22 protein-coding genes are annotated in these 24093 nt (G+C 72.1%); 6 read left to right on the forward strand and 16 right to left on the reverse strand.

Translation table 11 applies throughout. The features are described from left to right. Positions 1-10: 10 nt before the first annotated feature. Positions 11-769: a hypothetical protein gene (locus ACYVGT_RS12290; protein ID WP_460857325.1), complete on the reverse strand. Its 759-nt coding sequence runs from the start codon at positions 767-769 to the stop codon at positions 11-13. A 390-nt stretch (positions 770-1159) separates the two neighbouring features. Here ACYVGT_RS12290 and ACYVGT_RS12295 point away from each other — a divergent pair, with 390 nt between their 5' ends. The 4 genes from ACYVGT_RS12295 to ACYVGT_RS12310 all read left to right on the forward strand — a co-directional run bounded on the left by ACYVGT_RS12295 (position 1160) and on the right by ACYVGT_RS12310 (position 5852). Further along, entirely contained in the window at positions 1160-2374 is a 1215-nt protein-coding gene (locus ACYVGT_RS12295) for a 3-deoxy-7-phosphoheptulonate synthase (RefSeq protein ID WP_460857328.1), read from the forward strand. Next, on the forward strand, positions 2371-3141 hold the full coding sequence (locus tag ACYVGT_RS12300) for a 2,3-dihydro-2,3-dihydroxybenzoate dehydrogenase (protein WP_460857332.1): 771 nt from the start codon (positions 2371-2373) through the stop codon (positions 3139-3141). Before ACYVGT_RS12295 ends, ACYVGT_RS12300 begins: the two co-directional genes overlap by 4 nt. A gap of 168 nt (positions 3142-3309) precedes the next feature. Next, positions 3310-3933: an isochorismatase family protein gene (locus tag ACYVGT_RS12305; RefSeq protein ID WP_460857336.1), complete on the forward strand. Its 624-nt coding sequence runs from the start codon at positions 3310-3312 to the stop codon at positions 3931-3933. After that, the gene (locus ACYVGT_RS12310; protein WP_460857338.1) at positions 3930-5852 is read left to right on the forward strand and encodes an anthranilate synthase family protein; all 1923 of its coding nucleotides are present in this window, start codon (positions 3930-3932) and stop codon (positions 5850-5852) included. The genes ACYVGT_RS12305 and ACYVGT_RS12310 overlap by 4 nt, the downstream gene beginning before the upstream one ends. Before the next feature lie 15 nt (positions 5853-5867). Here the strand turns inward: ACYVGT_RS12310 and ACYVGT_RS12315 are convergent, their stop codons facing one another. The 8 genes from ACYVGT_RS12315 to ACYVGT_RS12350 form a co-directional block, all read right to left on the reverse strand. After that, positions 5868-6563, reverse strand: coding sequence for an NAD(P)-dependent oxidoreductase (locus ACYVGT_RS12315; RefSeq protein ID WP_460857340.1), 696 nt, complete (start codon positions 6561-6563; stop codon positions 5868-5870). A 262-nt stretch (positions 6564-6825) separates the two neighbouring features. Beyond that, positions 6826-7896, reverse strand: a complete 1071-nt coding sequence (locus tag ACYVGT_RS12320; RefSeq protein WP_460857342.1) for an alcohol dehydrogenase catalytic domain-containing protein — start codon at positions 7894-7896, stop codon at positions 6826-6828. Between the two features lie 84 nt (positions 7897-7980). Then, positions 7981-8685 (reverse strand): 3-oxoacyl-ACP reductase FabG, encoded by a 705-nt coding sequence (fabG, locus tag ACYVGT_RS12325; protein WP_460857344.1) that lies wholly within the window; start codon positions 8683-8685, stop codon positions 7981-7983. Between the two features lie 34 nt (positions 8686-8719). After that, positions 8720-9715: a 3-oxoacyl-ACP synthase III family protein gene (locus ACYVGT_RS12330; RefSeq protein ID WP_460857346.1), complete on the reverse strand. Its 996-nt coding sequence runs from the start codon at positions 9713-9715 to the stop codon at positions 8720-8722. Further along, positions 9705-10928, reverse strand: coding sequence for an FAD-dependent monooxygenase (locus tag ACYVGT_RS12335; protein ID WP_460857349.1), 1224 nt, complete (start codon positions 10926-10928; stop codon positions 9705-9707). The genes ACYVGT_RS12330 and ACYVGT_RS12335 overlap by 11 nt, the downstream gene beginning before the upstream one ends. Further along, complete coding sequence (locus tag ACYVGT_RS12340; protein WP_460857350.1) at positions 10928-12502, reverse strand: class I adenylate-forming enzyme family protein; 1575 nt, start codon at positions 12500-12502, stop codon at positions 10928-10930. The genes ACYVGT_RS12335 and ACYVGT_RS12340 overlap by 1 nt, the downstream gene beginning before the upstream one ends. Positions 12503-12576: 74 nt before the next feature. Beyond that, positions 12577-13035: an SRPBCC family protein gene (locus tag ACYVGT_RS12345; protein WP_460857352.1), complete on the reverse strand. Its 459-nt coding sequence runs from the start codon at positions 13033-13035 to the stop codon at positions 12577-12579. 86 nt (positions 13036-13121) lie between these two features. Beyond that, complete coding sequence (locus ACYVGT_RS12350; RefSeq protein ID WP_460857354.1) at positions 13122-13535, reverse strand: YybH family protein; 414 nt, start codon at positions 13533-13535, stop codon at positions 13122-13124. Positions 13536-13719: 184 nt separating this feature from the next. Between ACYVGT_RS12350 and ACYVGT_RS12355 the strand changes: the two genes are divergently transcribed. Continuing rightward, on the forward strand, positions 13720-14400 hold the full coding sequence (locus ACYVGT_RS12355; RefSeq protein WP_460857356.1) for an NAD(P)H-dependent oxidoreductase: 681 nt from the start codon (positions 13720-13722) through the stop codon (positions 14398-14400). Positions 14401-14558: 158 nt separating this feature from the next. Here the strand turns inward: ACYVGT_RS12355 and ACYVGT_RS12360 are convergent, their stop codons facing one another. From ACYVGT_RS12360 to ACYVGT_RS12375, 4 genes are all read right to left on the reverse strand, one after another. Further along, positions 14559-15743 carry an IS701 family transposase gene (locus tag ACYVGT_RS12360; protein WP_460857359.1) on the reverse strand — a complete coding sequence of 395 codons (1185 nt, stop codon included), beginning with the start codon at positions 15741-15743 and terminating at the stop codon, positions 14559-14561. A gap of 777 nt (positions 15744-16520) precedes the next feature. Then, on the reverse strand, positions 16521-17561 hold the full coding sequence (locus tag ACYVGT_RS12365) for a methyltransferase (RefSeq protein WP_460857361.1): 1041 nt from the start codon (positions 17559-17561) through the stop codon (positions 16521-16523). A gap of 309 nt (positions 17562-17870) precedes the next feature. Then, positions 17871-19139: an alpha/beta hydrolase gene (locus ACYVGT_RS12370; protein ID WP_460857363.1), complete on the reverse strand. Its 1269-nt coding sequence runs from the start codon at positions 19137-19139 to the stop codon at positions 17871-17873. 131 nt (positions 19140-19270) lie between these two features. Beyond that, positions 19271-19849, reverse strand: a complete 579-nt coding sequence (locus ACYVGT_RS12375) for a PadR family transcriptional regulator (protein ID WP_460857365.1) — start codon at positions 19847-19849, stop codon at positions 19271-19273. A gap of 92 nt (positions 19850-19941) precedes the next feature. Between ACYVGT_RS12375 and ACYVGT_RS12380 the strand changes: the two genes are divergently transcribed. Then, positions 19942-21033: a serine hydrolase domain-containing protein gene (locus ACYVGT_RS12380; protein ID WP_460857367.1), complete on the forward strand. Its 1092-nt coding sequence runs from the start codon at positions 19942-19944 to the stop codon at positions 21031-21033. A 91-nt stretch (positions 21034-21124) separates the two neighbouring features. Here ACYVGT_RS12380 and ACYVGT_RS12385 read toward each other — a convergent pair whose 3' ends face one another. The 3 genes from ACYVGT_RS12385 to ACYVGT_RS12395 form a co-directional block, all read right to left on the reverse strand. Next, positions 21125-22420: a PrsW family intramembrane metalloprotease gene (locus ACYVGT_RS12385; RefSeq protein ID WP_460857369.1), complete on the reverse strand. Its 1296-nt coding sequence runs from the start codon at positions 22418-22420 to the stop codon at positions 21125-21127. Continuing rightward, positions 22417-23031 carry a hypothetical protein gene (locus ACYVGT_RS12390; RefSeq protein ID WP_460857371.1) on the reverse strand — a complete coding sequence of 205 codons (615 nt, stop codon included), beginning with the start codon at positions 23029-23031 and terminating at the stop codon, positions 22417-22419. The genes ACYVGT_RS12385 and ACYVGT_RS12390 overlap by 4 nt, the downstream gene beginning before the upstream one ends. 219 nt (positions 23032-23250) lie before the next feature. Further along, positions 23251-24003, reverse strand: a complete 753-nt coding sequence (locus tag ACYVGT_RS12395) for a DUF1295 domain-containing protein (RefSeq protein ID WP_460857405.1) — start codon at positions 24001-24003, stop codon at positions 23251-23253. Between the last annotated feature and the right edge of the window lie 90 nt (positions 24004-24093).

A 24093-nucleotide genomic window follows, 5' to 3' on the forward strand; every position in this document is an offset into this window, starting at 1 on the left:
TCCCTGAGGCTCATTCCGGGAGCCCCGTGAAATGGCGCTGAGCAAGCAGATCGACATCCCTGCACACTTCCACCGCGAGGACCCCCGCGAAGTCGAGGCATTGCGCGGAAGCGGCACGGCGCAACCGGGCGCGGCGCAGCGGGTCCGTGCCCGCTGCCCGGTGCCGGTGGCCCAGCAGCGCGGTCAGCAGCGCCAGCTGCTGCGTCGCTTCGTGCGCCAGTGCCCGCGCACCTGCGCGCGGCGGCGTGTGGACACCGAGCCCTTCGGTGATGCGCACGCAGCAGTGCACCGCGAGAGTCGCGACCGCCGCGACGTCGCTGGTAATACGGCCGCAGATGGGGTCTGGCGCCCCGCGGGCGCCCCCTCCGGCACGGTCCGGCGCCAAGAAGCCGGCAAGCGTGTAGGAGCCCTCTTCCCCGGGGAACGCGGACGGGGCCGCTGCCAGATCGGGCGCCTCCAGTCGACCTGCCGCGGTGTAGACGTCGCTGGGCGGGTCGGTGATGCGGCCCGCATCGGCCTCGCACTCCCCGCGCCCGGAGAGCGGTCCGAGGGGCACCCGGTCGGCGACCTGCTCGATCGGGCGCACGACGGCCGCGATGTCGGCGGCCCAGGCGCGGGCGTCGTCGGCGAGCGCCCCGGAGTCCGCGGCCGCCCCGACCTTGCGCAGAAGGCCCCCGGCTCTCTGCAGGTCGGCGCGGACACGGGCCAGCTCGGTTCCGATTCGTTCACAGCGCTCGACTGACTCGGCCGCGCGCGCCGCACACTCCATACGCCTTGCGCCCCTCTCTGGAAACACCTCACCGCGCCTCGGGATTCCGACTCCTACCCTTTTATCGAACGGGTTTCAGGGGTTCAATGATTTCGAGAACACTACGTCAGGTCGCTCCGCGGGCGCCCGCATGCGAAATTATCCGGGGTGCGGATAAAGGTTCCTCAAACTGCCTCCGGATCCGGGAACTTGACGGACTCGGAAGGCTCCGCTTGCTCCCTTATTTTCCGAGCCGGAGGATGTCCCCGCGGCTTCGGCTGCGAATTCGAAAAGACGGGCCCGATATTCGGACACCAAGCGTGCCACGCAATCATGCGGCCCGCGGCAACCCCTGCCGGTACCGGATGGGCTGCGGCACGCATTTCTCGGCCGTTCCCAGAGGAGGAAACGGTGCACACCCGCCTCGACATCGGTGCGCAACCGGCGCGCCATCAACCCCGCTGGGACGATGCGGGAGAAGTACGCCGCGTACGGCGGGAGCTCGCCCGCCGTGCGCCGCTCGTCCGCGCCGAGGACGTGCTGCGGCTGAGCCGCGCCCTGGCATGCGTGGCACGCGGCGAGGCGCATGTCCTCCAGGCAGGCGACTGCGCAGAGGACCCGGCGGAGCGGACCGCGCACTGCGTCGCCCGCAAGACGGGGCTGCTGGAGAAGCTGGCCGGCGTGCTCACCGCCGGCACCGGGAAACCGGTCGTGCGCGTCGGCAGGATCGCCGGGCAGTTCGGCAAGCCCCGCTCGCGCCCGGTCGAGCGGATCGGGCACCGAACGCTTCCCGTGTACCAGGGGCACATGGTCAACGGACCGGAGTTCGACCCCGCCAGCAGGCGCCCCGATCCCCGGCGCCTCATCGGCGGCTACGAGGCGGCGGGCGAGATCATGCGGCGGCTTCCCCGCCCCTCCCGCAGCGGTACGAGCGGATCCCAGGCGCCAGTCTGGAGCAGCCACGAGGCGCTGCTGCTCGACTACGAGCTCCCCCTCGTCCGCGACACCGCAGGCGGCCGGCTCCTGCTGTCCTCCACGCACTGGCCGTGGGTCGGCGAGCGCACCCGGCAGGTGGACGGGGCCCACGTGGCCCTGCTCGCGTCCGTGACAAACCCGGTGGCCTGCAAGATCGGTCCGCAGACGACCACCGCTGAGCTCCGGGCGCTGTGTGCGCGGCTCGACCCCGAGCGCGTTCCCGGCCGGCTCACCCTGATCGCGCGCATGGGCGCGAAGGCCGTGTCGGACCGCCTCCCCCCGCTGGTGGAGGCCGCGCGCGTCGAAGGGCATCCGGTCATTTGGCTGACCGACCCGATGCACGCGAACACCGGGGCCACCCCGGGCGGCTCCAAGACCCGCTCCGTGCGGGACATCGTCCAGGAGCTGCAGGAGTTCCAGTCCGCCGTCTCCGCGGCCGGCGGGGTCGCAGGCGGCCTCCATCTGGAGACCACCCCGGACGACGTGCGGGAATGCATCTGGGAACCCGGCGAGCCCGCCCTACCCGGATCGGGCTACACCAGCCTCTGCGACCCGCGGCTCAACCCCCGTCAGGCGATCGCGGTGGTATCGGCATGGACCGCAGAAACCGCCGGTTCGACGCCGGCCCGTCGAGGAGGCACGAGCACATGACCAGGAGCGTCGCCCTCGTCACCGGAGCCGCCGGAGGCATCGGAGCCGCCGTGGCACGGGCACTGGCTGCGCAGGGGACCGCCGTGGCGGCAGTCGACCGCGACGCCGAAGGGCTGCGCGCGGTCGTTGCCGCTCTGACCAGCAGCGGAGCCGCGGCACGCGCGTTCCCCTGCGACATCACCGATCCGGGCCAAGTCGAGGACGCGGTCGCCTCGATCGAGACGCGGATGGGGGAACTCGACCGGCTTGTCAACGCGGCGGGCATCCTCCGCGCGGGGTCAGCGCGCGAGCTCTCCGAGAAGGAGTGGTCGGAGACGCTCGCGGTGAACACCACTGGTGTCTTCCTGGTCTCACGTGCCGCCGTCGGCGCGATGGTCCCCCGCGGCCGCGGAGCAGTGGTCACGGTCGCCTCCAACGCGGCCGGCACTGCGCGCACCGGGATGTCGGCCTACTCCGCCTCCAAGGCGGCGGCCGCAATGTTCACCAAGTGCTTGGGGCTCGAAGTCGCCGAGCACGGGATCCGCTGCAACGTAGTCGCGCCGGGATCCACCGACACGCCCATGCTGCGCGACCTCTATGGTGACGGCGGCCCTGGGCGCGAGGCAGTCGCCGGCAAGCCCGAGGCGTTCCGGGTGGGCATTCCGCTCGGGCGGCTGGCGCAGCCAGCCGACATTGCCGCGGCCGTCGCCTTCCTGCTCTCCGAGGGAGCGGCCCACATCACCATGCACAGCCTCACCGTGGACGGAGGTGCCACGCTCGGGCTCTAGCAGCGGCGCGACTCGCCGGCACCTCCTCAGCGGAAGGGAGAGCACGGCCGCTCCCGGCCGCTCCGGCGGGCCGCATCCCGGTCCGGCCGCACCGTGACCGCGGCGGGTGCAGAGCGGAGCAGCTCCGCAACCACCACGACGCCACCGCAGAGAGAGAAAGAGGACCCCATGGGCGGCATCCCTCCCATCGCGCCCTACCCGATGCCGGGCTCCGGCCAGCTCCCCGGGAACCGCGCCTCGTGGACCGTGCGTTCCGACCGGGCCGTGCTGCTCATCCACGACATGCAGCGCTATTTCCTCCAGCCGTTCGGCGAGGCCTTCCGCACGCGGCTGGTCCAGACGACGGCTGCACTCCGACGCCGCTGCGCGAGCCGGGGCATCCCGATCGCGTATACCGCGCAACCCGGTGGCATGTCCGCTGCGCAGCGCGGACTCCTCCAGGAATTCTGGGGACCCGGTATGCGGACCGATCCCGATGACCGGGCCATCGTGGACCCGCTGGCGCCCGGTGCATCCGATTGGCTTTTCACCAAGTGGCGCTACAGCGCCTTCTTCGGTTCCGGCCTGCTCGAGAGGATGCGCGAGCACGGGCGCGATCAGCTGGTCCTCTGCGGCGTCTATGCCCACATCGGTGTCCTGATGACCGCGGTCGACGCCTTCAGCAACGACATCGAGACGTTCCTGGTGGCCGATGCAGTCGCCGACTTCACTGCGGAGAACCACCGGTCGGCCATCGACTACGCGGCGCGGTGCTGCGCGGTGGTCGCCACGGCCGAGGAAGTCGTCGCATGAACGGCGATCTCCTCTTCCGCATACTCAGCCCGGACCCGCCTCCCTTCGCCCTCCTCCACCGCCCGCACACCGGCGGCTCCACGGTGGACGTCGTCGTCGGCGAGGCCTCGGTCGCGGACAGCACGTCCGGGATTCCGCTTCCGGCCCCCTCCCCCGTAGGAGGCCCCCCGCGCCATGATGCGGTTGCGCTGCTTCCCTTCCGCCAGATCGGCGAGCGCGGCCATTCGTGCGTCGACGACGGCGCTCCGCTCGTGGTGATCACCGTCGGCGCGCAGGACTCGGTTCCGCTGGCCGACGTGCTGCGCCGCCTTCCGGACACGCCGACACAGGTCACGGGCGGGCATTTCGACCCCGACGACGCGGCGTACGAGGCCATCGTGCGGCGGGTCGTCGACGGGGAGATCGGCACGGGCGAAGGGGCCAACTTCGTCATCAAGCGCTCCTACCGGGCCGAGATCCGCGACTACACGCTGGACAGCGCGCTCGCAGTTTTCGGCCGGCTGCTCCGGACGGAGTCCGGCGCGTACTGGACCCACATCGTGCATACGGGAGACCGCACGCTCGTGGGGGCCTCCCCCGAGCGCCACATCAGCCGGACCGGCGGCGCCGCGGTGATGAACCCGATCAGCGGGACATACCGCTATCCGCCTACCGGAGCCTCGCTGGACGGCGCCCTGGGCTTCCTCTCCGATCGCAAGGAGACCGAGGAGCTCTACATGGTGCTCGACGAAGAGCTGAAGATGATGGCCCGAGTGTGCCCGGACGGCGGCGGCCGCGTCCGGGGACCGTATCTGCGGGAGATGTCCCGGCTGGCGCACACGGAGTACTTCATCGACGGGACGAGCGCCGGCGACCCCCGCGACCTCCTGCACGCGACTCTGCTGGCGCCCACCGTGACCGGTAGCCCGCTGGAGAACGCATTCCGGGTCATCCGCCGCCACGAGCCGCAGGGCCGCGGCTACTACAGCGGAGTCCTCGCGCTGATCGGCCAGGACGGGCGGGGGGAGCGGACACTCGATTCCTCGATTCTGATCCGCACCGCGGAGATCGATGCACAGGGCCGGATCGACATCGGCGTGGGCGCCAGCCTGGTGCGCGCGTCGGTCCCCGAACTGGAGGCCGCCGAGACCAGGGCGAAGGCCGCGGGCCTGCTCGCCGCCATCGAGGGGGCTCCTGCGGCGCTCCCTTCCGCGGGCGCGCCCGCTCCGGGCGCGGACACCCGGGTGCAGCTTGCCGACGACGCCCGCATCCAAGCCGCGCTCAGCGAGCGGAACAGTGCGATCGCCGCCTACTGGATGGCCGGCCGGCGCCCGCGCGCACTCCCGCGGCCCCGCCCGCGGACCGGGCGAAAGGTACTGGTCATCGACGCTGAAGACGACTTCACTGCAATGCTCAGGCATCAGCTGAGCGACCTGGGGTGCGCGGTGACCGTCCAGCGGTACGACGAGCCCCTCCCACTCAACGCGTACGACGCAGTGGTGCTGGGGCCCGGGCCCGGCGATCCCCGTGCGCTGGACCAGCCCCGAATCGCCGCCCTCGACGCGCGGGCGGCGGCGCTGCTGGCCCGCCGCCACCCCTTCCTGGCCGTCTGCCTCAGCCACCAGGTGCTCAGCAGGCGCCTGGGGCTCCCCCTGGAGCGCCGCCTGAGCCCCAACCAGGGGGTCCAGCGCGCGATCGACCTGTTCGGCGCCAGCGAGCGGGCCGGCTTCTACAACACCTACGCCGCGCACTCCCCGAAAGACAAGATCACTTGCCAGGAGGCCGGCGCGGTCGAGGTGAGCCGCGACCCCGTCGACGGTGAAGTCCACGCCTTGCGCGGAAACCGCTTCGCGTCCCTGCAGTTCCATCCGGAGTCGGTGCTCACCCCGGACGGAGTGCGCATCGTCGACCGCATGCTGCGCCATGCAGTGGGCGGATGACCGCCGCGCCGAGGATCATCGCCCGATGTGCAGCGCCTCTTTCATGAACATCTGCACGAACGAGGGCGTCCCGTCCGTGGTGATCAACTGGACGGCAGCACGGACATGGGTATCGTCGACCGCCTCCCGCAGCATGGCGTGCGCGAGGTCGGCCCGCGAGGTGTAGCGGCCGACGAGCGGCCCCGTGGACACCTCGTAGTCCGTGACCTCGGTCGCGTCGAAAAGCCCCTGCGGCCGGAGGATCGTCCAGTCAAGGTCCGACTTCTGAACGATCTCCTCCATGCGCCGCAGGTCCTCATAGACCGTGCGCCCCAACCGGAAGAGGATCGGCGCAAGCACCTTGCGGGCGAAGAAGGACTCTTCGGGAGGGATCTCGTCGGAGACTCCGGGCGAGCTGACACAGACCAGCCGGCTGATTCCTGCCTTCTCCATCGCCTGCACAACGGCGGCAGTACCGCGGGAGAAGATGGTCACGGGCTCTTTGGTGTAGGGGACTCCGAGGCTCGACAGCACGGCGTCGTGGCCTTCCACTGCACGCTCCACCGCGTCGGACTCGGTGGCATCCACCTGGACCACGTCCAGGCGCTCGTGCTGGAGAGGGAATTCGGCCGGCCGTCGCACCGCGGCGGTCACCTGGTGGCCTTCGCTGAGGGCCATCTCGGTTGCCAGCCGGCCGGTTGGGCCGTTCGCACCGAAAACGATCAGTTTCACGTCGACATCTCCTCCGGGTTGCGGGCGCGCCGCCGGATAAGCGGCGATTCGTCATACCGGTCGCCCAGCGCAGGGCGGGGGAACTGCGGACTCCGGGCATCCTCTGCCGGCCGCCGCCGGGGGCAACCCGAAGGAACACTAGAACACCGGTCCCATCCATAGATCAATGCAGGAGCCGAGCCCTCGGCTCTCCGGCCCCAGCCGGCCTGATCAGCTCGGAGGCGGCGGGGCCGCGGCGGTTCGCCCGCGCCTCCGGACAGTCCTATGGCGGCTGCGGGCCCTCGTTCGCGGACCCGCCGCCGAGGGCTGTACGGCGCTGGTTCCCCTCGTCCGCCCCGGCGCACGGCGGCCGGTCGAGATCCGGGCGCAGGACGAGGCGCCTTCCGCGCAGCCCCCTCCGCTCCACTCTCCGGTGCGCGGCAGCTGCAGCGCTCAGCGGCAGGGCCTCGATCCCCCGCGCGCGGAGCGTTCCCGCGGACAGCATGCGGTTGAGCGCACCTGCTGCCTCGGCGAGCTCCCGCACGGTCGCCCGTGAGATGGCGAAGCCGATGACCGAGCAGTCCTTGGTATAGAGGGGACCCACCGGCAGTTCGGGACGGCTCTGCGGCCCCGCAATCAGGACAATCCGTCCCCGGAGCGCCAGCAGATCGACGGAGCCCGCCAGGTCGTTCACCCCCGCCGTGTCCAGAAAGAGGTCGGCACCGCGCGGGCACGCAGCGTGCAGGCGCGCGAACAGCCGCGGTGCAGCGGAGTCGCAGAACTCCGATGCGCCCGCCAACCCGCAGTAGCCGGCGTCGCGGGCGGCGGCCACGGCGACCACTCGGGCGCCGGCATCGGCCGCGGTGCGCACCAGGGCGCCGCCCACGCTGCCGCCGGCGCCCACGACGACGACGGTCTCCCCGGGGCGGAGCCGGCCGTGCCGGAAGAGCGCGAGCTGCGCCGTGGCGCCCGGATGGGCGAGAGCTGCCATCTCGGCGGGAGACACGGCTTCCGGGAGGCGGTAGAGCCGGTCCACGGGTACAACCGCCTGCTCTGCCGCCGCTCCTTGCCGTCCGCCGTGCCCGAGGCTGTTGCACCAGACCGCATCCCCGACCGCGAAGCCTCGGACACCGGACCCGACCGCGGAGACCGTCCCGGCGAGGTCGCGTCCGATGACGAAGGGGAAGGGCACGGGCGTACGGAAGGCACCGGAGCGGACGAGCGTATCCACCGGGTTGACGGCGGTGGCGGTGACGTCGACCAGGACGGCGTGCCGGCCGGGCACGGGGGCGTCCAGTCGGCCGTAGCGGATGGATTCGGCGGAACCGAGCCGTTCGATGTAGGCGGCGTGCACGCGCTGGTCTCCGTCCTATCGAGAGGGGCCCGCACCTGGCCGGCGGCGGCCGGTCCCAGCCCGCACCGGGTACGTGGCGGGGCATCAGTGGCCCATCCCCAACCCGCCGCTGACCGGGACGACCGCACCGGTGACGTACCGCGCTTCCTCGGATCCGAGGAAGCCGACGACGCTGGCGACGTCCTCCGGTGTGCCGGCGTGGCCAAGCGGCGTGGCTCCGAGCAGGTGGTCGCGCCGCGCGCCGGACAGGGCGTGGGACATTTCCGTCTCGATCAGGCCGGGGCACACCACGTTCGCCGTGACACCTCGCGGCCCGAGCTCCCAGGCCAGTGAGCGCGCCATGCCGACCATGCCGGCCTTGGCGGCCGCGTAGTTGGCCTGCCCGGGCGCGCCGAGATGGCCGCTCACCGAGGAAATGAAGATGAGGCGGCCCCAGCGGCGCTTCGCCATCGCCGCGCTCACCCGGCGGGCCAACCGGAAGGCGCCCGTGAGATTGGTGTCCAGCACCCGCTCGAACGCCGCGTCGGGCATGCGGAGGATCAGCCCGTCCTGCGTGATCCCCGCGTTCGCGACGAGGATCTCCACCGAGCCGAAGCGCTCTTCGAACGTGCGGAGTGCGCCTTCGACGGCGCCCTCTTCCGTCACGTCGCAGGGGATTGCGGCAAGGCCGTCCGGCGGAGGGCCGCTCCTGTATGTGACGGCCACCACTTCGCCCGCACCGGCGAAGCGCCGGGCGATCGCCAGGCCGATCCCCCGGTTGCCACCGGAGACCAGGACACGCCGGGCCATCGGGCCTCCTCTCTGTCTCTGGGTGTCTGCGCGTTCAGAACTCGACGGTCGCGGCACCGCAGGAGAACCCGGCACCGAAGGACGCCATGAGCAGGCGCGTGCCGGGAGTGAGGCGCCCTGCCTCCCAGGCGAGGGAGAGGTCGACGATCAGGCCGGCCGGGCCCAGGTTGCCCTGCCGGGGCAGCGAGGTGGTGAGAATGTCGGAAGAAAACCCCAGCCGGGTGCGGACGGCTTCGAGCATCGCCGCGTTCAGCGGGTGGTGGACGAGCACCTCGACGTCACCCAGCTCCCAGCCCGCCTGCTCCAGCGCCGCGCCGACCACCCGCGGCAGGATCTGGTCAGCCTCCCGGACCAGCGGCTTTTCACGCACCGTGTAGAAGTCCGCCGCCATCTCGATCCCGTGGGTGGTCTTCTGCCACCGGTGGAGCTCGGCCTCCTCCAGCCGCCAGTGCTGGGGGTGCGTCTCCCACCGCATACCGCGGATGAGCACCTCGGGGTATCCCACAGTGTCGCGCGACAGCACCAGGGCGGCGGCACCGGCGCCGAACAGCCCCGCGGTCGCGGGATCCTGGGGGTCGACGTAGGCCACCAGGTCCGCCGCGGACGACACGATGGCCCTCTCGCAGGCACCCGACCTGAGCAGGGACACGGCGGTCTCCACCGCCGCGATCGGTTCCGCCCCCATTCCCTCCCAGCTGAGTACGCGGACCCCCTGCAGACCGAGCTGGCCGCTGAGCACGACTCCGGGCGAGGGGGTGAGATGCGTGCGCGCACTCTGGATGTGGAGCAGGAGGGTCTCTTCGCCGAGGTCGCGGAGGTCGACTTTCGCGTTGTCGGCGGCGTGCTCCACGGCCCGTGCCGCCAGCGACACCACGTCCTCGCCTGGGCCGCAGACCCGGCGCGACAGGACCCCGGTGCGCTCCACGAGCCAGTCGGCGTCCCTGCCGAGGGACACCGCAATGTCGCTGTTGCGCACCGCGGTCGACCCCACTGCGTGGCCGATGCCGGCGAATCCGACGCTAGTGTCCATTGGCGCTCCCCATCCCCGAGCCGGAATACGTCCTCTGGTGCGGCCCGCCTACGAGGGCCCCGTGCATCCACGCCACGTAGTCGTGCATCTCCTCTGCGGAGAGCGAGGACAGGGCGGCATTGCGTGCGCGTGCGGCCTCGCCCGCGGGATGCCACAGCTTCGTGCTGGCGCGGGCCGCGCGGGTGATCGCCGCGGTGCGCTCCCGCCGCGCGGCGCCGAACCCCTCGAACGCCGCTGCGAACCGCGCCGGAGGGACGTCGAGCATCCCTCCGAGGACGACGGCGTCCTCCAGCGCCTGGCACGCCCCTTGCGCGGCATAGTGCAGCATCGGGTGGGCAGCGTCGCCGAGCAGCACTACCCGCCCGTCGCTCCAGCGGCCCACCGGATCGCGGTCGACCAGGGACCACGACCGCCACTCGGAGCCGAGCGCGAGCAGCCGCCGCGGTGTCTCCGCGAACGCGGAGAACGCACCGCGCACCTCGTCCGCTTCCACGCTCTCCCCAGCGATGTCCCGGGTGGTGCTGTTCTCCACGCTCGGGGCGAGGTTCAGATAGGCGCCCCCGGCTATCGCGTAGTGCACGAAATGGCGCCCGGGACCGGCCCACCAGGTCACCGCGTTGCGCCGCAGTTCCTCGGGCACCCGCTCCATCGGCACGATGGTCCGGAACACGGTGATGCCCGCGGGCGTGGGCGGGCCGTCGGCCACCAACTGCCCGCGTACGGCCGAATGGAGGCCGTCGGCACCCACAACGGCATCGCCGCGAATCTCCGTGCCGGAGCGCAGCAGGGCCGAGGCGCTCTCGCTGTCCTGCCGGTACCCCACCACTTCTCGGCCAGCGCGGAGCGTGACGGCCGGCTCGGCACGGCACGCTTCCACGAGCATCCGGTACAGCTCTCCGCGGTGCACCACCACGTACGGATTGCCGAAGCGGCGGCGGTACCTGCCCGTCAGGGGCATGCTCGCCACGTGCCGGCCGTCGGTTCCATCCATGAACCGGAGCTCATCGATGTGCACCCCTGCCGCGGCGACCGCGTCCCCCAGCCCGAGCCTGCCCAGTGCGTGGACGCCGTTGGGGGCGATCTGGATCCCGGCCCCCATCTCGGCGAAGCGGCGGCTGCGTTCAAGGACGAGGGCCTGGTGGCCCCGCTGGGTGATGCTCAGCGCCGCTGCCAGGCCGCCGATACCGCCCCCGACGATCACGATCCTCGCCATCAGCGGCTGCCCGGCCCGGTCGCGGACAGCTGCTGGGCGAGCTCGATCCGCTTGATCTTCAAAGTCGCGGTCTGCGGCAGGTCCTCGAAGCGGCGGTGCACGGGATCGGCCATGGGGGGAAGACCGGCTGCGGCGTTCTGCCACGCCACGGGGTCTAGCGGGGCGTCGTCCCTCGTGCAGACGACGGGGACCGCCGTTCCGCCGGGCCCGGGCACGACGACGACTTCGGTCAGCTCTTCGATCCCGGACAGCAGGACGTCCTCGGCCGCCAGCGTGCTGCCGAAGCCGTCGATCAGGTCGACTTCGCGGTCGAGCAGGTGAAGGCACCCCCACCGCGTCTTGTAGCCGACGTCCCCCATGCGCCACCATCCGTTGTCCACCTGGCGGTCGAAGCGCTCCTGCTCCCCGAGGTACGTCGCGACGCGCCCGTCCGTGTGGACCTCGATGTGGCCGGGGTGCAGCTCTGACGGCGGGTGGCCGTCCCTGCTCACCACGCGGACGCGGGTCATCCCGGGGAAGGCGAATCCGACGCACCGCCCGACCGCCTCCTTCGCATGCCGGCGCGCAAACGCCCGCACCACGACCGGGCCGACCTCGCTCTGTCCGTAGAGCTGGCCGAACAGCGGCGCGCGGCGCCGGGAGGCACCCAGCAGCCGGTGCACCGTCCGCGGATGGAGCGCGTCGAACGTGCTGCTGAAGAGCTTCACGTTGCTGAAGGGGGCACGCGGATCGTCGGCCAGCTCCTCCCACTGCAGGAACGAGTTGGGGTGGGCCTCGATGATCCCCGGCCGCAGCCGCGCGAAGATCCCGGCGGTCGCCGCCGGGTCGGAGTCGGCGAGGACCGCGACGGGGAACCCGCGCGACAGGGAGATCCCGAGAGCCGTGAAGAGGCGGGAGTGGACGAAGGACACGTGGATCGCAACGACTTCCCTGCGGTGCGCGATCGCGGCGAGCGAGGCGTACTGGGGGTAGTAGCGCGCCTGCAGGGAGAGGCCGGTGTGCACCGCGAGCTTGGGAAGCCCCGTGGTCCCCGACGTGTGGGTGATCAGCGCGGGGTGCCCCGGGGGCAGCGCGACCGGGGGGACGCGCTCGGCTCCACCGAGGCTGTCCAGGGCAGTGGCCCCCTCGCGGCTCCCCGAGGTGAGCAGGACGCTCCGGGCCTCCGCGAGGACCGGCTCCGGCAGGTCCCCGTCGATCGTTCTCTGGTCGGTCACCAGGTGCGGACGGCCGATTCGGCGCACCAGCTCCGCGGCAGTGGCGCCATCCAGTTTCGGCGAAAGGAGCACCGGCACCGCTCCGATCCGGGCGGCCGCGAAGGCGAACAGCGTGATGTCGAAGCCGTTGGTCTTGTACACGGCGACCCGTTCACCGATCCCGACTCCGGCTGCTCGCAGCCGGGCGGCGTAATCGGCGACCAGATCGGCGATCTCAGCCACAGTCGCCCTACGGCCCAGATGCGGCGCCAGGTCGAGGTCGTGATCCAGGATCATCACATTCTCGGGGTGGCGCGCGGCTGCCCGGTCGAACAGCGTTCCCAGACCGATCCCGCGCCTTCCGATGCGCTGCAAGAACATCCTTCACCACCTCGCGTAAACGACACGGCTACCCGGCAGCCGTCCGCACGGAGCGGACGTCCGGAGTTCCTCGGCTATTGAAAGTATTCTCTGATCCGCTGCACAGAGGACCGCATTTCCGTATCGATTTTCTCCGACCATTCAGAGACGAACCGAACCCGCTCGGCGGCAGTCATTTCAGCCGTGATCCCCCGGATTCCTTCGGTGGGCTCCCCCATCCAGAACCGGTGGACAAGCAGGGTGCCCGGGGATTCCGCTTGCAAGGCGAACGACCACACGCTCTGCTGGCGCCTGCCTGAGCCGTCGCGCATTGCCCAGCCGAATTCACGCCCGGGGTCAGCCGCGACCACTTCGGCTTCCGTCACCCATTCACCGCGGACCACCGGCGCCCAGCCGACCACCTCGGACTTCCGGAAATTCCTTCCCTTGAAGACCGATCCAACGGCCGCGGGCACACCGTGCACCCATTCCCCGCCCAGGCACTCCTGGCTCCACACCCCGCTTCGCGAGAGGTCACTGACCAGGGAGTACACGTCCGCCGCCCCTGCCGGGACCCAAGTCTGCGCCGCTACGCGGAACAGCGTGCCCGCACCTCCGCCGGGATCCGAGGACACAGCGATCACTCCGCTCCGGCACGGCCGGTGCCGGCGGGGTTGCTGATGACGCAGCGCCAGACCCCGTCCGCTCCGCGCTTCGCGACATCGGCTGCAGTCCCTTCGAAGCGGACGTGCCGGCCGTCGGCACCGCGCCCTTCGTGGACATAGTCGTTAATAAGGAGGGCGGTGTCACCGGCGAAATACACGTGGCGTACCGAGACCCTGATCGGCGGCATGCTCGCCAACTCCGTCCGGTTCCTTCGGATCCGGGCCTCTCCGGAAACCTGCTTTCCCGGCTCAAGCACGAGTGCGGCATCCGCGTCGAAGAGTTTTTCGAGTTCATCGGCGTCGGCAGAGTTGAATGCCTCTTCAAACCTCTCCATGAGGTCCCTTATTTTCCTGGCTTCCAATTCGCGGTCGGACTCGGATTCAGGCATGGTGCCATGTTCGGCGCGCCGGTTCAGCCGGTCAACGATAGCGGGGCCGGTATGTCAGGTCCCGCGATGCGGACCCGCCATCTGACGAACTCTGCACGCAGCGCTTCGCCCTTTCTGCGCCATCGGCGACCATGAACGCACCGCAGAGTCCGCACGGTCCTGGACCCGCAATGGGGATCTCAATATGAATGGGAGAGACATGGTCAAGGTCGCGATCGTTTTTCACTCAAGGAGTGGAAATGTCTACCAGATGGCCGCTGCCGCTGCTGCGGCCGCGGACAAAGCCGGCGCAGAGGCGCAGTTGTACACGGTCCCGCGCCTTGAGAACCCGATGATCCTGGACAAGAAGGCCTACGCAGAGCTCGACGAAAAGACCGGGGGGCTCCCGGAGATCACGCTCGAAGCACTGGTCGAGGCCGACGCCGTCATGATCGGGACTCCGGTGCACTTCGGCCTGCCCGCACCCGAGATCATGAACTTCATCGACCACTCCGGGCCAGTGGCGATCCCCGGGGAACTGGTGAACAAGGCGGTCTCGGTGTTCGCCTCCGGGTCCATGCCGCATGCCGGGCAGCAGGCAGCGATCCTCGCCCTGCACAACTCCATGTGCCACTGGGGCTCTCTGATCGTTCCCAACGGATCAAGCGTCGAAGTACTCGGACGGCCGGAGAACGGTGCGCCGTACGGCTCGTGCAGCGTCTCGCGGCACGAGGCGAGCAACGTGCACGAGGACAATCTGGCGGCCGTCGAATACCAGGCGGTGCGGCTGGTCGAAGTCGCTAAGGCGTACACGATCGGGTTGGCGCAGACCACGTCGTCGATCGACTACATCGGCAAGGGCTTCCTCAAGCGCTTCGATCTCTGACCGGGACGCCGGAGCGGCAACGAGCGGCCGCCCCGGGCCGCGCACCCGCGCGGGCCGGGGCCGGTTCGGGTCCGCCGACGGCGCCGGCACGGCCGGCCCCTGCACGGAAGGGCGAGGCAGAGAAGCCCGCCTTCGCATCCGCCAGCGGCCGAGCAGCGTCAGTGCCCCCAGGCCGCTCCCGTGCGTGCCCGGCCGTGCGCCGAGACCGCCTCGGCCGACTCCTTCAGCGCGATCACTGCGTGGGCCACCGACGAGAGGGTGACGTGCCGGTGCCACCCCGCGAACGACCGCCCCATGTAGTCGCCGATCCCCACCCCTTGGGAGATGTCCCGGTAATCGCGCGCCACGCGGCCGAGGAGCCCGCCGAGCTCCAGTAGTACGGACGGATCGGCCCGAGCCATGTTGGTCAGCCACAGCTCCCGGCAGCCGGTCCGCCCGTCGACGACACCGAGCAGCAGCAGGTCGCCAGGGGGCCGGGCGGAGAGGCCGTGTCCGCCGGTGCGCGGCAGACCGACTCGGACCGCGGCAGCACGGCGGGGCGGTCCGTTGCTCCTCCCGAGTGCGGCCTGCTGAGCCGGCTCCCTCCTCCCCTGCGTCGCCCGGACGATCTGGCCGGCCGCCACGGGGGCCGCGCTGCGGTACCCCGGCAGCGTGGAATCCGCGACCAGGAGCGGGACCTCGCCCTCGATACGTGCAATAAACGCCGTTCCGGCCCGGTCCAAGCCCGTGGCAATCCTTCCGGCGTCGCAGGCGCGCGCGTCCAGAACGGCGGGGCGGGCGGGAAGCGCCCAGTCGCGCAGTGCACGTGCGCAGGAGAAGACCGCCCGGTCGCCGGCAGCCTCCGCGCCAAGGCTGTCGGGGATACCGACGCGCGTGCGCCGGCCTCCGTCTTCCAGCCACTCCCGAGAGAACTGGATCCGCCAATTGATCGGGCTGCTCCATTCGCGCGATGCTGCCCAGACACCGACCGACTCCTGGACGTTGACTACGCGCCCCGCCATCGGAACGAACTTCTTCTCCACGCCGACAGAATGGGTACCCGCCTTCTGGGTGACCATCCTCTGGATCACCCATGCCTCCACCGGGCGCCGTTCGGCCAGGTACCACGACAGCGCGCGCCGAACCCTGGACCAGTCCCACGTGGAACCGCTGATGAAGTGATGCAGGCTCTGGTCGGAGGCGCGACCCCCGATAAATCCGGCGATGTTTCTTATCGACTTCTTCCCCGGAACCTCGAGAAGCCCGCGGAGATAATCGAACCCCTTTCGCCGCTGGTCAGACCGCGGAAGCGAAAATAGTACAGAATCCGATATCTCCGCAAGATCCTCCTGATCGTAATCCATCGACTCCTCGATCCTCTGCACATGAATGCGAAATCGCGACACCGATCAACCCGATCACAGAACTTCTCAATCAGTCTTCCAGCGATCCTTCAAGGAGTTCATGATCAGTAACTGCGGGCCCCCGACCGCCATCCGGAAGTTCTTTTCCTTCCAGGACAACGCTCCGCCGGTTACGTTATTCAAGACCCGTTGCAGAACACTCAAGTATTCCTTGAGATCCGCTTGAAAAAGTCTCAACCCGGGATCCGGGCACAGCGAACGGAAACCCGTCCCCCCTTTTCTCGCACTTCTTTCGCGAATCGGGGCTCCACGGGAATGCGGCTGCGTCCCTCAGCGGCGTCCAGAAGGGGTCAACGCAGTGCAGCGGCGGATCCCGGCGGGCCGACCGCCGCGCAGAAGGGCACACCATGGCGGCGGTCGCCAACGACCGAGCCGCCACCGGCCAGGGGCTGGACCCGCGCACGCCGCCACGCCTGCCCGCAACGGCGGGTAGAGCGCCGCCGCAGCGGCGCTCTACCCGGACGTGCTGGCCGCGATCGAGGAGGTACAGGGCAACGGATAGGCGGCCTGGTCCGCGTTCCCCAGCCTGGGACGGCGCGCTGACCAGGCTCTCCGCCGCGCGCATCCGCCTCGCAGACCGTCTACTCCCCCGGTGCCGACGGGATCGCCGGCCACGCCATGAACCCCTGCGTCACCTGTCCGGAGAGGTGGCCCGCTGACCATACGCCACGGGCCGGCGCACCGCTCCGTTCCGCGGCGCCGGGGCGTGCCTGCCGCTCAGTCCAGCGCGGCGGCCTCGATCACCGCGTAGGGGTACATGGCGTTGCGGATCGGGGTGTGCCGCACGCGGCGGAGGCCCGCCTTCTCCAGGAGGGTGTCGTACTCGGCGAGGCTGCGCTCGCGGCCCGCGGTGACCATCAGCATGTTCAGGTCCATCAGCGCCGCTCCGAGGCCCGGGTCCTCCGTGCCGCCCACGGTGATCTCCACGATGCAGACGCGCCCGCCGGGCTTCATCGCCCGCCGGCAGTTGCGCAGGATCTGCACGCCCTGCTCGTCGTCCCAGTCGTGCAGGATGAACTTCAGCAGATACAGGTCGGCAGCGGGAACCTCATCGAAGAAGTCGCCGCCGACGGCCGCGACCCGGTCCCCCAGGCCGGCTGCCCGTGCCGCCTCCGCGGCACCCGGCGCCGCGGCCGGCGTCTCCAGGACGGTCCCGGACAGCGCCGGGTTGTGCGCGAGGAGCTCGTGCAGGAAGGCTCCGTTGGCGCCGCCGACGTCGACGGCGGTCTCCGTGCCGGCGGTGTCGATGGCCGCGGCCGCGTCGGTGCCGATGGACAGGGTCAGATCGGTCATCGCCGCGGAGAACAGGGCCCCCTCGTCCGGGTTGGCGGAGAAGTAGTCGAAGAGCGGCCCGCCCAGGGCCTCGGGGACCCGGCTGCCGCCGGTGCGGACCGCCTCCGTCGCGGCCCCCCAGCCGCTCCAGTGGCCGGGGGCCGTCTGCACCATGGCCCAGTGCGCCAGGGTGCCGGGGACGTCCCGGCGCAGCGCGCTGAGCAGGCGGGTCGCGGAGAACCGGCCGGACCCGGCGTCGTAGGCGGCGAGGTCCAGCGCCACCGCGGCGCGCAGGAGGCGGTGCACCGCGTCGCCGTCGGCCGCTTCGGCCGCGGCAATCTCCTGCGCGGTCCTCGGTCCCGCGTGCAGGTGCTCGGGCACCGACAGGGCCGCCACTGTGCGCACCACCTGGCTCACCCACATGCCCTGGGTGTAGGCCATCATCTTCTGCGCGTCGGCGGGGAGGACGCCGTCACTGCCGCTCATGGTTGTGCTCCTTCACCTCGACAGGGGTCATCGGGCGCAGGGCCGCCCGCAGGGAGCCCTCGCCGGGAACACGCGGGGGCGGGCGGCGCTGCCGCAGGCCCAGTGGACACTACGACGCTGCGGCACAGTCAAGCCACCGGCAGCGCCCCCGCAGCCCGCTCGGCCCTCCCCCGGACGGCGCTCCCGGGCACGGGGCAGGGCCGCCCCCGCGGGTGAGGGGGCGGCCCTCGTCGGCGGCGCTGCCGGTCAGGCGCCGGAGCGCGGCGGCCCACCCGGCCGCCGGGGCCCCGCCGTGCGCCGCTCGGGCGGTCACTCGCAGTTGGACGGCGCCTCGCGGCCGGCGAAGCGGTCGGCGATCCACGGCAGGAAGTCCTCCGACGCCGAGTCGACCATGCCGTCGTGGTCGCCGGAGAACTCCGCGTACTCCACGTCGGTGCCCTGCGCACACTGCTTCCGGGCCTCCGCCTCGATCACCGGGGCGTGCACGGTGACGTCGTCGGAGCCGGTGGCGGCGAACAGCGGCGCCGCCAGCGGCCGGTCGCTGTAGACGTTGCCCTCGTTGTACCGCTGGACCACCGGGTTGTCCTGGAAGCCCTCCTTGAAGTACTCGGCGGGAGTCGCCTCGCCGGAGACCGCGACCGCGAGGGCGAGGCAGTCGTTCCGGGTGATCTCCTCGTACTTCTCCATCGCGGCGCTGGTGAGGATGTCGGCCGGCTCGAACTCGTCCGGGTACTGCAGCGCCAGCGAAGAGGCGACGTAGGGCGCGTAGGAGCCCGTGCCCGGAGCGTCCTTCACCTCGTCCAGGCCGGAGCCGAGCGGTGGCGACGGCGCGAGCGACACGGCGCCCGCCAGTTCGCCCACCGGGTCGTCGGCCTGCTGGCGGGCGGCCCCCCACGCGGCCTGGCCGCCCTGGGAGTGCCCCATGGCCACCCAGCGCTCGCCGAGGCCCTCCACCGCCGACTGCGCGGCCGCCACCGAGTAGCGGACGTCGTTGGCGTTGGCGGCGAGCGTGTTGTACTCGTGGCCGTCGCCTGCGCCGAGCCCGGAGTAGTCGGTGGCGACGACGGCGTAGCCCTCGTCGACCAGCGCCTGGATGAGGTCGCCGTAGTAGAGGTCCTTCATCAGGCTCGGCGCACACTGCGGCGCGACGCCGCTGGTGCCGTGCGCCCACGCCACCACCGGCCAGCCCCCGTCGGGAGGTGCTCCGTCCGGGGTGGCGATGGCGGCCGAAGCGACCGCCGGACCGCCGGCGGCCGACTGCGTCCGGTACACCATGCGGGTGGCGGCCGTGCTGTCGGCGAGCGCCTCCCAGCCGCCGAACTCCTCGGAGCGCACCAGCGAGCCGGGCTCCCCCGGCTGGGCATCGGCGGTGTAGAACTCGTCCCGCGGCAGCGCGTTGGCCTCCTGCGCGGCACGCGCGTCCGCCACCGCACCGCCTGCGGCCCCGCCCGGCGACCGCTGTGCATCCACGCTCGCTGCCTGCTCTGCGCCGCATGCGGAGACCGCGGTGAGCGCCCCTGCCGCCAGTACGGCGGCGCCCGCGGCCCAGCGTGTGCCCTCTCCCCGGCCCCAGCCCATGCGCCCTCCTCCCCGCCGCTGCACTGCCAGCGCAGCGGCACAGCAGACCGATTGACCACGCCCTGCCCAGTGGACACCAGGCCCGGTAAACACCGGTACCCGGATGCGGAAGACTCCGGTAAGGGCGGCGCTCAGCGCGGGCCGGCCCCGTGCGGAGCTGCTGCGGCGCGGTCCGCCTCCGCCGCGGCCTCCTCCTCGGCGCGGGCGCGGAACCAGTCCAGGGCGAAGCGGTGGGCTGCGAGCCCGTAGTCCAGCGTGCGGAGCTGATAGGCGAGGACCTCGCGGTGGCGGTCGGGGACCTCGAGGCCCTCGATGCGGTGCGCGACAGCGGTGAGGCGGTCGAGGTCCGCCTCGAACCGGGCGGTCGCGGCCTGCAGAACCGGGGCGCGCTCCCCCGGTTCAAGCAGCCCGAGGAAGAACAGCCGCGGAAGCGCCGCCGCCTCGGCGTCGGGTCCGGCGGGCTCGCCGAGCATCCACTCCCGGAACTCCGCCCGGCCGGCATCGGTGGCGCGGTAGACCTTCCGGCGGCGCGCCCCCGGCTCCTCCCGCTCCACCTCGATGGCACCGCGCTCCAGCAGGGCGTCGAGCGCCCGCTTGATGCTTCCGGAGCTCGCGCTGTAGAAGAGCGAGACCCCTGACTCGAAGGACTTGACCAGGTCGTAGAGGGACTGCGGCGCAATCAGCAGCAGTCCGAGGATCGCGTGGGCCATGGCGGGATTCTAGGGCCTTGACTCTCACAGATAGGTCTATTAGACCTATCTCTGAGAGATGTCAGTTCCCTCCCCCGACAAGGCGGTTCTCCATGCCCTCCCCGACCCTCCGCCTGGACACCGGATTCCGTCGGCTCCGCACCGAGCTGGATCGCATTGCGCGGCGCCGCAGCCGCAGCGGCCTGCCGCCGCCGCAGGTGCTCGTCCGGACACCCGCCGCCGGCTTCGCCTACGGCAGCCCGTCCCGGATCGCCCACCCGGCCAGCACGGGGAAGCTGTTCACCGCGACCCTCGTCGCCGCACTGGTCGAGCGGCGCCTTCTCGACTTCGATTCGCCGATCGGCCGGCTCCTGCCCGCCGCCGACACCGCGGGGCTGCCGGCGGTACCGGGCACCGATCCCGCGGCGGAGGTGACCGTCGAGCACCTGCTCGCGCACACCTCCGGGCTCCCGGACTACTCCCTGCCGCCCCGCGGATTCGACACGGAGTGCTCCGAGCGCGGCGTCGCCCGCGACCGCGACCGCGTCTGGCGCCCGGCGGACCTGCTCGAGCAGACGCGGCGGCTGCCCGCCACCGGCCGCCCGGGCGGCCGGATGCACTACGCCGACACCAATTACGTGCTGCTGGGCCGGATCGCCGAGGAGGCCGCCGGCGAGCGTCTCGGCGACCTGCTGCGGACGGTGGTGTTCGCGCCTGCCGGGATGGCGTCAGCGACCTCTCCGTTCGACCCGGCGGTGCGGCCGCAGGGCCCGGCCGGCCTCGGTATGGAGCCGTTCTGGATGCGCGGCGCCGAACTGAGCACCGCGCGCAGCATGAGCGCGGACTGGGGGTGCGGCGGCGTCGCGGCGGCGCCGGCCGACCTCGTCCGCTTCCAGCAGGCCCTGCACGGAGGAGAACTGATCTCCCGCGCCAACCTGGAGTTCCTGCTGCGCCCGCGGAACCGGATGCGCCGCGGCATCCACTACGGCGCGGGCGCGATGACGGTCCGCTTCGGCGAGTTCGCCCCGCCGCTCCTGCGCGGCCTGCCCGAACCGGTCGGCCACAGCGGCATCTGGGCGGCGCACCTCTACTACTACCCGCGCCAGGACGCCCACGTCTTCGTGAACTTCCACTCCACCCGGCAGATGGGCGCCAGCTTCCTCCTGCACGCCCGCATCGCCCGGCTGCTGGCCGCGGCGCCCTGACCCGCGCCGCGGTGCCGGCGCGGGTCTGACCGCACACAGGACCGCCGCCCGCACCCCCGGCCGGGTGCGGGCGGCGGCGGTGGGCACGCGGTCAGGGACGGGCCGAGGCGGCGCGTTCGGCGTCGGCGACGAGGGCGGTCTGGCGGGCCCAGGCGCCCGGCCGGTCGGAGCGGGGCAGGCGCTTGAGGGCCTTGCGGCGGCCGTGCCTGCGCCCCAGAGCGCGGGCTTCGCGCCGGTCGAGGCCGTGCCGGGCGCCCTCGGACTCCAGGGCCCGCAGGACCCGCGTGCGGTAGCCGTGGCGGACCGTGAAGTAGACGGCGAGCGCCGCGGCGAACACAGTCAGCACCTTGATGGCGATGCCGATGAAGCCCCAGGACTCCATCAGCGGCGAGTCGAACAGCCCGTGCACCGACATCGCGGCGAGCACCAGCAGGGCCGCGCCCAGTGCGGTGCCGGCCCTCGGGCGCCAGCGGGCCGCAGCCAGGAGGCCGACCGCGGTGCCCGCGACGGCCGACATCGCCCAGTGCGAGCCGAGCCCGGTGAGGATGACGCGGATGAACGTGGTGGACAGCACCGGTTCGAGCTCGGCAACGGCGCCGGCCTGGATGATGGCGTTGAGCGCGTAGGTGAGGTTCTCCACGAGTTCGAAGCCGAGGCCGACCAGGGACCCGACGACGAACCCGTCGACCGGGCCGCGGACTGCGCTCGGCCAGGCCACCGCGATGACGACGACTCCGGCGAGCTTGAGCAGCTCCTCACTGACCGGGGCGGACAGCGCCGCACCCCAGGCAGTGCCGGCCTGCAGGCCCAGCGCGGTGTTCCAGACGGTGCCGAGCCCGCTGTTGGCGATCATGGCGCCGCCCGTCGCGGCGAGGCCGCCCCAGGCGACGGCGATCAGTGCGGTGCGCCGGGACGGCGGGCGCACCGGCCGAATGCGGCGCAGCAGCCAGAAGGCGACGACGCCCACGACGAGCAGAGCGAGCGCCGCCACGGCAGCGCCCGCCACGAACTCGCGGAACCGGCCGAGGTAGCTCACCCCGATGAACAGCCCGCCCGCGGCGCAGGCGGCGATCAGCACCGCCACCGCGGCCTTCGAGGCCCCCGGCGCGACGGTGTCGTCGTGCGGCACGTCATCGGCTGCATGCGCCGCGGTCGCGCCGGCATGGGCCGCCCCGGCAGGGGCGCCGCGGGAAGGCGGAGCCGCCCCGTCGGCCGGCCGTCCCGGCGCGGGCACGGCCGCACCACCGGCGGCCGGCGGGTGTGCGCGGGCGTCGGCCCTGCCGGCCTCCGCAGCTGCCGCGTCGGCGGCGTCCCCGGCGGTGCCGGTGTTCGGCTCCGCCGTGCCGCCGCTGGCGGCCGGGCGGGGTTCGGGTGCCGTGTAGCTCATGCTCCGCCTCCCTGGTTCGGGGTGAACGCGACCGCTTCCAGGGCCCGGCCGGCTGCGCGCAGCTCCGGTGCGCCGGTCCCGTCGGGCGCGGTGAGCTGCATCTCCACCGCGAAGTCGCGGTCGGGCGAGGGGAGCACCGCCGCCCGGCCGGTGTGGCTGTCCGATTCCAGCGGGCCGGCCAGCCCCGGCGCGCCTCCGGCGGCGGTGAGCGGCGCCGGCTCGCCCAGCCGCGCGGAGGCGTCGCCGGAGCGCACGATCCGGCCCAGGCCGTGCCAGTAGGCCTGCGCATCGGACGCGGCCTGCGTCACCACGTTGCTGATCTGGAGCGTCACCGGGCCGCGGGTCAGCACGTACTCCTGGTCGGCCTGGCTGCTCCCGAGGCTGATGTCCCAGCCGCCGCCGAGCGTGATCTCCGCGGTGTGCCCGTCACCCGCGCCGATCGGCAGCGGCTGTCCGGCGGGCACCGGCCGCACGTCGTCGATGACCCGCCCGGCCAGCGCCAATCCGCCGACGAGCAGCACCGCGACTGCGACCACCGCGGCAAGCGGCCACCAGCCGCGACTGCCCTGCTTCGCCGCCCGGGGCACTGCCCGGGCCGTCCCCTCTGCCATCGGCCCCCCGCATCTCCGCACTTCAGCGGATCGGTCTGCGCCATCCGAACCATCTGCGCATTGGCGGACAGAAGATCACGAAGAGGCCATTTGCGACATGCCGCAGTGGGAGCCGCGACGGGACTTTTCCGATGAATTGGCCGATTCATGGCCGGCAGCGGCCGAGCGCCGCAGAGCGGGTCCGCGGAAGGCAGGCGCGGTCCGAGGCCCGCGGGGCGGTCAGCCGGCGCGCAGGAAGCGCCGCTTCCACCCCGGCGGCAGCGGGAAGAAGCCCGGCGTTGCGGCGGCGTAGGCGTCCCAGCCCGGCCTGCCGCGCATCCGCTCCTCCAGCAGGCGCTTCCCCGATCCGCGGGTAAGCAGGTAGGTCATCAGGAGCGGCGAGACCGCGGTGAGCACGCCCGGCCAGGCGTCGGCGGCGATGAGGAACAGCCCCCACCACACGCACGCGTCGCCGAAGTAGTTGGGATGCCGCGTCCACGCCCACAGCCCCCGGGTCATCAGGGCGCCCCGGTTGGCCGGATCAGCCTTGAAGCGGGCCAGTTGCGCGTCGCCCACCGCCTCGAAGAACAGCCCGACCGCCCAGATCCCGGCCCCTGCCGCGGCGAGCGGGCCCGCCGGACCCGGCGCGAACGCGGCCACCTGCACGGGCAGCGCCACCACCAGCACGATGGCGCCCTGCAGCAGGTAGACCGTGCGCAGGGCGTAGGCGTCGCGGCTGCCGGGGGCGCGGGAGAGCAGGGCCTCGTAGCGCGGGTCCTCGCCCTGGCCGTGGTCGCGCCGCGCGATGTGCACCGCCAGCCGCAGCCCCCAGACCGCAGCGAGCCCGCAGGCCAGACCGGTGCGCAGCGGGTCGCCGTCGCCGATGGAGGCGATCGCGGTGACCGCCGCCACCGCGGCGAAGGACGCGCCCCAGGCGACGTCCACCACCGAGTGGCGGCCGAGCCGCCGCGCGGCGGCGAACGCGGCCAGCATGACCGACGCCACCGCCAGCGCCGCGGCACCGAACCCCGCCCCGAACGCCCCGAGGGGGAACTCCCCGCCGCTCACCCGTGCTCCTCTCCC

Source organism: Nocardiopsis coralliicola (assembly GCF_054779695.1).